At 41.3% G+C, this 1,043-nt stretch carries 2 protein-coding genes; both read left to right on the top strand.

Features of this window, described 5'->3' with window-relative positions; genetic code table 11:
- Positions 1 to 149: 149 nt before the first annotated feature.
- Positions 150 to 530, top strand: coding sequence for a hypothetical protein (locus ACFINI_RS09985; RefSeq protein WP_375611028.1), 381 nt, complete (start codon positions 150 to 152; stop codon positions 528 to 530).
- 11 nt (positions 531 to 541) lie between these two features.
- On the top strand, positions 542 to 1,043 hold a 502-nt coding region (locus tag ACFINI_RS09980), incomplete at its 3' end, for a hypothetical protein (RefSeq protein WP_375648045.1).

The following is a 1,043-nucleotide window of genomic DNA, read 5'->3' as shown; positions in this document are numbered from 1 at the left end:
GGCACGCAAGATTTTACGCCAACAGATCAAAAGTCTTTTGTTGCAGATGATAAGGAGATGACCCTTTATGCAACACGGGATAAAACAACTGCGGCTGGTGAGTGTGTTGTGGTTGTGCAATTCGTAACAAATCATTGAGGGGATAAGACATGGCAGATTATTTACCACAGCCCTTGCAAGGGAGAAATCTTCATACCCAGCAGGTAAGCTTTTTGCGGCTTAATTTTAGCTATGAAGATAAAGAAAACGCTATGAGAATAGGTACGCTACCTCGTGGTGCTTTGATTACTTCAATTAAAGTGTTTGTTAAGACAGCATTTTCGGACACAAAGGTCAAAATAGGCAGCACTGCTGGAGGGACTGAGTTTGGTGAAGCGGAAATCAAACAACAGGCAGTAAAAGAGGTTAAGCCCACCAATCAGAAGGAATTTGTCCCTTATGATGAAGAGGTCACTCTCTATGCTAAAGCGGACAAAACAGTACAAGCTGGTCAAGCAAGTATAGTCGTTGAATTTGTGACTAATCACTGAGAGGTATTTTGATGACACGTCATTATATTCGGGTTAAAACCGGAGGACCGATACCAGTAAAGCGAGATGTTTATCGTCATAAGAGAACACTTTCGCACTTAGTGTCGGTCATTCAAGATGAGATTGATGACATAGCCGATGAGTATGTTCAACAAATCCAAGAAAGCATTTTTGCAGCTATTCGTTTTTGTGAACGGGAGACCTTTTACTTTAACGAAAGCCGTGATGTGGTGTTTGAGACACGGGCGGGACAAGGTGTTTATGATGCAAGCACTACCCGCCCTATTGAAACAGCTGTTAAAATAAAAAACGTTTATCTAAGCTCTGATCAACATCATAAGTTTGCATTGGAGTGTAAGGACCATGTTTCTTTAGAGCCTTTGTTATCATCAGAGCAGCAAGGAACGCCGGTTTGTTACAGTTATTTTGATAGGAAATTACATCTTTATCCCACGCCGGATAAAGCCTATCAGATTCAACTCATTCTCTCTCCATTGCGTTTATCAGAGATAG

It is taken from the genome of Bartonella sp. AA56HLJMS (assembly GCF_042197145.1).
In the GTDB taxonomy this organism is placed as follows: domain Bacteria; phylum Pseudomonadota; class Alphaproteobacteria; order Rhizobiales; family Rhizobiaceae; genus Bartonella.
Note: the sequence above shows the minus strand (reverse complement) of the source record. Positions and strands in the feature narration are given on the sequence as shown.